This is a genomic window from Streptomyces sp. NRRL B-24085 (assembly GCF_001282115.1).
In the GTDB taxonomy this organism is placed as follows: Bacteria; Actinomycetota; Actinomycetes; order Streptomycetales; family Streptomycetaceae; genus Streptomyces.
On sequence record NZ_LJBR01000316.1, the window covers coordinates 1 to 5,334 of the forward strand.

The window sequence follows — 5,334 nt, forward strand, 5'->3', positions numbered from 1 at the left end:
GGGGTGCCGCCCTGACGGTTGGCGTAGCCCTCCACGGCCAGGCCCGCGGCGAGGACCGCGATGCCCCAGGGGAGACCCTTGGGCGCCTCCCGGGGGGCGGGCAGGACCGCCGGGTTCTCGGTCCGGCCGTCCTCGGCGGGGGCTGCCACGGCGGTGTTCCCGCCCGTCTCCGTGGCCGCCGGGGATGCCTCGCGGCCGGCGGCCGGCTCCCCCGCGGCCCTGCGCGCGCGGAGGCGGCCGTACGCCCCGAAGGGCTCCCTCGCCGTCGTCCTGCCGTACGCCCCGAAGCGGCCGTACGACCGTGCCTCCCGCTTCGCCGGGGCCGGTCTGTCGTCCCGTGGCCGCAGGGCGAGCCCCACCGTCACCGACGCGATCGCCGGGACCAGGCCCAGCAGGGTCAGGGCCGCCGGCAGCGGCAGGGGGGCGTCCGCCGCCAGGAAGTCCGCCGCCGCCCCGTCGAAGGGCATGCCCGTCAGGTCGCCCCGCAGATGGAGGAAGAAGAGCAGCGCCAGCATCGAGCCGAGGGTGCAGGACAGGGCCGTGGTGGTGGCGGTGACGGCCATCAGGCGGCCCGGGCCGAGGCCGATCGCCGAGAGACCGGGGCGGGGCCGGGTGCCCGGGTCGGTCCGGGCGACCGCCAGGGCGAAGTGGACCGTGGCGGCCAGCGGAGTCAGGCACCACGCCAGGCGTAGCACCGCGCCCGAGGGGTCCTCGGGATGGCTGATCGCGTGGCCGAGGGTGCACAGCAGGAGGAAGCCCGTGCCCGCCGAGGCGAGCGCCACCAGGAGGCGGCGCAGGTGCACGGCGGGACGGGCGCCCCGGGTCAGACGGAGAGCGAGCACGCGGTACGGCCTTCCGAGTCGGCCATCGGGGGCAGGTGCACGGTCTTGACCCGGCGTCCGTCCAGGAGGGTGACCGTGCGGTCCGCCAGGGCTGCGGTGTCGGGGTCGTGCGTCGCCAGGACCACGGTGATGCCGTGGGAGCGGGCGGCCGTGGTGAGCGTGCGCAGGACGTGCGCGCGGTCCGCCCGGTGCAGCGGGGCCGTCGGTTCGTCCGCGAACAGCACCGACGGGGCCGGGGCCAGGGCGCGGGCGACGCAGACACGCTGGCGTTCGGACTGGGTCAGCTCGTGCGGGCGGCAGCGGGTCCGGTCGCCGATGTCGAGGCGCTCCAGCCACTCCAGGGCGGCCGTCCGGGCACGCCGGCGGCCGGTGCCGCGCAGCATGAGAGGGAGGGCGGCGTTCTCCCAGGCGTTGAGCTCGGGGACGAGCGCCGGAGCGGGGTCGATCCAGCCGAAGCGGTCGCGGCGCAGGCGCTCCCGGGTCATCGGGCCCATGGTGTGCACGGGCACGCTGTTGAACCAGACCTCGCCGCGCTGGGCCGGGGCGAGTCCCGACAGGCATCTGAGCAGGGCGGTCTTGCCGCTGCCGCGCGGGCCGCTCACAGCGAGGATCTCTCCCTCGCGCACTCCGAGGGAGACGCCCTGGAGCGCCGGCGAGCCGTCGCGGTGGGTGAAGTGCAGGGAGCGTGCCCAGAGCACATCGTTGTCGGGCGGGGCCTCCATGGGCGTACACCTCGTTCTGGTCCGTTGTGCCTTGCAATCCCCCGAGCGGGGGAACGAAAGCAGGGCCGATCGGTTACCAGGCACGCTAAGGAGGCGGGGGCGGGACGCCGTACAGCACACGGCCCGGGGTGCGCCCCTGTCACTCGGACGGGGGCACCCCGGGTCGTACAAGCGGCTGAACCGCCGAGTGCTAGAGCTTCGTCCAGGCCTCGGTGAGGGTCGCGCGCAGGATCTGCTCGATCTCGTCGAAGGTCTCCTGGTCGGAGATCAGCGGCGGGGCGAGCTGGACGACCGGGTCGCCGCGGTCGTCGGCACGGCAGTACAGGCCGTTGTCGAAGAGGGCCTTGGACAGGAAGCCGTACAGGACGCGCTCGGTCTCCTCGTCGTTGAAGGACTCCTTCGTCGTCTTGTCCTTGACGAGCTCGATGCCGTAGAAGAAGCCGTTGCCGCGGACGTCGCCGACGATCGGCAGGTCGTGCAGCTTCTCCAGCGTCGAGCGGAAGGCGCCCTCGTTGTCGAGGACGTGCTGGTTGAGGTTCTCGCGCTCGAACAGGTCGAGGTTGGCGAGCCCGACGGCCGCGGAGACCGGGTGGCCGCCGAAGGTGTAGCCGTGCAGGAAGGTGTTGTCGCCCTTGTAGAACGGCTCGGCCAGGCGGTCGGAGATGATGCAGGCGCCGATCGGGGAGTAGCCCGAGGTCATGCCCTTGGCGCAGGTGATCATGTCCGGGACGTAGTCGAACTTGTCGCAGGCGAACATGGTGCCGAGGCGGCCGAAGGCGCAGATGACCTCGTCCGAGACGAGCAGCACGTCGTACTGGTCGCAGATCTCGCGCACCCGCTGGAAGTAGCCGGGCGGGGGCGGGAAGCAGCCGCCCGCGTTCTGCACCGGCTCCAGGAAGACCGCGGCGACGGTGTCCGGGCCCTCGAAGAGGATCTGCTGCTCGATCTGGTCGGCGGCCCAGCGGCCGTAGGCCTCGGGGTCGTCGCCGTGGATCGGGGCGCGGTAGATGTTGGTGTTCGGCACCTTGTGGGCGCCGGGGACCAGCGGCTCGAAGGGGGCCTTGAGGGCCGGCAGGCCGGTGATGGACAGGGCGCCCTGCGGGGTGCCGTGGTAGGCGACCGCGCGGGAGATCACCTTGTGCTTGGTGGGCTTGCCGGTGAGCTTGAAGTACTGCTTGGCGAGCTTCCAGGCGGTCTCGACCGCCTCACCGCCGCCGGTGGTGAAGAAGACCTTGTTCAGGTCGCCGGGCGCGTGCTGCGCGAGGCGCTCCGCGAGCTCGACGGCCTTCGGGTGGGCGTAGGACCACACCGGGAAGAACGCCAGCTCCTGCGCCTGCTTGAACGCGGTCTCGGCGAGTTCCGTGCGGCCGTGGCCGGCCTGGACCACGAACAGGCCCGCGAGACCGTCGAGGTAGCGCCTGCCCTTGTCGTCGTAGATGTAGGTGCCCTCGCCCCGGACGATGGTCGGGACCGGGGAGTTCTCGTACGAGGACATGCGGGTGAAGTGCATCCACAGGTGGTCGTACGCGGTGCGGCTGAGGTCCTTGGAGCTCACGGTTATCGGGTCCTCACGGTTATCGGGTTCCCCACATGTAGGTCTGCTTCTTGAGCTTCAGGTAGACGAAGCTCTCGGTGGAGCGCACTCCGGGGATGGCCCGGATGCGGCGGTTGATGACCTCCAGCAGGTGGTCGTCGTCCTCGCAGACGATCTCCACCATCAGGTCGAAGGAGCCGGCGGTCATCACGACGTACTCGCACTCGGACATGGCGGTCAGCGCGTCGGCCACGGACTCGACGTCGCCCTCGACGTGGATGCCGACCATCGCCTGGCGCCGGAAGCCCACGGTGAGCGGGTCCGTGACGGCGACGATCTGCATCACGCCCTGGTCGAGCAGCTTCTGGACGCGCTGGCGCACGGCCGCCTCGGACAGGCCCACGGCCTTGCCGATCGCGGCGTACGGGCGGCGGCCGTCCTCCTGGAGCTGCTCGATGATGGCGAGGGAGACGGCGTCCAGGTTCGGGCTGCTGCCGTTCCTGGACTCGCTCCTGGTCTCGCTCCTGGACTCACGGGAGTCCCTGGGGTCTGCGCTTCGACTGGCCACGAGGTCACTGTGCACGACGTCTCGTCGGTTTCGCAAGGTCGGGGCGATGAAATTCGTTGTTTACGTGACTGAGACCTGCGGATTTCGCAGCCTTGGCGGGATCGGGGGTGTTGAAAACGTGGGCCTGGCGATTAGGGTGGGTGTCTCAGTGAGTGGACAGTTTCAACCCCCAGCTTCAACCCCCCAGGAGGTCGGCAGTGAGCACCGAGCTGCGTCGTCTGCGCAACTACATCGACGGTGAGTTCCGGGACGCCGCCGACGGGCGGACCACCGAGGTGGTCAACCCCGCGACCGGCGAGGCGTACGCGACCGCTCCGCTGTCCGGGCAGGCGGACGTGGACGCGGCGATGGCCGCCGCTGCCGCCGCCTTCCCCGGCTGGCGCGACACGACTCCCGCCGAGCGTCAGAAGGCCCTGCTGAAGATCGCCGACGCGTTCGAGGAGCGGGCCGAGGAACTCATCGCGGCCGAGGTGGAGAACACCGGCAAGCCGATCGGGCTCACGCGGTCCGAGGAGATCCCGCCGATGGTCGACCAGATCCGTTTCTTCGCCGGTGCGGCGCGGATGCTGGAGGGACGGTCGGCCGGTGAGTACATGGAGGGCCTGACCTCCATCGTCCGCCGTGAGCCGGTGGGCGTCTGCGCGCAGGTCGCGCCGTGGAACTACCCGATGATGATGGCCGTGTGGAAGTTCGCGCCGGCGATCGCGGCCGGCAACACGGTGGTGCTGAAGCCGTCGGACACGACCCCCGCGTCGACCGTGCTGATCGCCGAGATCATCGGCGGGATCCTGCCGAAGGGCGTCTTCAACGTCGTCACCGGCGACCGCGAGACAGGGCGGCTGATGGTCGAGCACCCGACACCGGCCATGGCGTCCATCACCGGGTCGGTGCGGGCCGGCATGTCGGTCGCCGAGACCGCGGCCAAGGACCTCAAGCGGGTGCACCTGGAGCTGGGCGGCAAGGCCCCGGTCGTCGTGTTCGAGGACACCGACATCGCCAAGGCCGTCGAGGACATCTCCGTGGCGGGCTTCTTCAACGCCGGGCAGGACTGCACGGCGGCCACGCGGGTGCTGGTGCAGTCGTCGATCCACGACGAGTTCGTCGCCGCGCTGGCCAAGGCCGCCGCCGACACCAAGACCGGGCAGCCGGACGACGAGGACGTGCTCTTCGGTCCCCTCAACAACCCGAACCAGCTCAAGCAGGTCTCCGGGTTCATCGAGCGGCTGCCGGCGCACGCCAAGGTCGAGGCCGGCGGTCACCAGGTCGGTGAGAAGGGGTACTTCTACGCTCCGACCGTCGTGTCCGGGCTCAAGCAGGACGACGAGATCATCCAGAACGAGGTGTTCGGGCCGGTCATCACCGTGCAGTCCTTCTCCGACGAGGAGCAGGCCGTGTCCTGGGCCAACGGGGTCGAGTACGCGCTCGCGTCCTCGGTGTGGACCAAGGACCACGGCCGCGCGATGCGGATGTCGAAGAAGCTGGACTTCGGGTGCGTGTGGATCAACACGCACATCCCGCTGGTCGCCGAGATGCCGCACGGCGGGTTCAAGAAGTCGGGCTACGGCAAGGACCTGTCGGGGTACGGGTTCGAGGACTACACGCGGATCAAGCACGTGATGACTTCGTTGGACGCGTAGGTCTCTTGGGGGGGCGCGGGGGCGCCGGGGG

Annotated in this window: 4 protein-coding genes and 1 pseudogene; 1 reads left to right on the forward strand and 4 read right to left on the reverse strand. The window is 70.6% G+C overall.

The features are described from left to right. The 4 genes and pseudogenes from AOJ26_RS30340 to AOJ26_RS30355 form a co-directional block, all read right to left on the reverse strand. Positions 1-842 (reverse strand): annotated as a pseudogene (locus AOJ26_RS30340) (hypothetical protein); the annotation flags it as partial. Continuing rightward, positions 824-1,564 carry an ABC transporter ATP-binding protein gene (locus AOJ26_RS30345; protein ID WP_053851570.1) on the reverse strand — a complete coding sequence of 247 codons (741 nt, stop codon included), beginning with the start codon at positions 1,562-1,564 and terminating at the stop codon, positions 824-826. The gene AOJ26_RS30345 and the pseudogene AOJ26_RS30340, both read right to left, overlap by 19 nt. A 190-nt stretch (positions 1,565-1,754) precedes the next feature. Further along, positions 1,755-3,119 carry an aspartate aminotransferase family protein gene (locus AOJ26_RS30350; RefSeq protein WP_053851571.1) on the reverse strand — a complete coding sequence of 455 codons (1,365 nt, stop codon included), beginning with the start codon at positions 3,117-3,119 and terminating at the stop codon, positions 1,755-1,757. A 19-nt stretch (positions 3,120-3,138) separates the two neighbouring features. Beyond that, positions 3,139-3,681 (reverse strand): Lrp/AsnC family transcriptional regulator, encoded by a 543-nt coding sequence (locus AOJ26_RS30355; protein WP_053851572.1) that lies wholly within the window; start codon positions 3,679-3,681, stop codon positions 3,139-3,141. A gap of 182 nt (positions 3,682-3,863) precedes the next feature. On the opposite strand from AOJ26_RS30355, the gene AOJ26_RS30360 reads away from it, so the two are divergent. Next, positions 3,864-5,303 carry a gamma-aminobutyraldehyde dehydrogenase gene (locus tag AOJ26_RS30360; RefSeq protein WP_053851573.1) on the forward strand — a complete coding sequence of 480 codons (1,440 nt, stop codon included), beginning with the start codon at positions 3,864-3,866 and terminating at the stop codon, positions 5,301-5,303. The last annotated feature ends 31 nt before the right edge of the window (positions 5,304-5,334 follow it).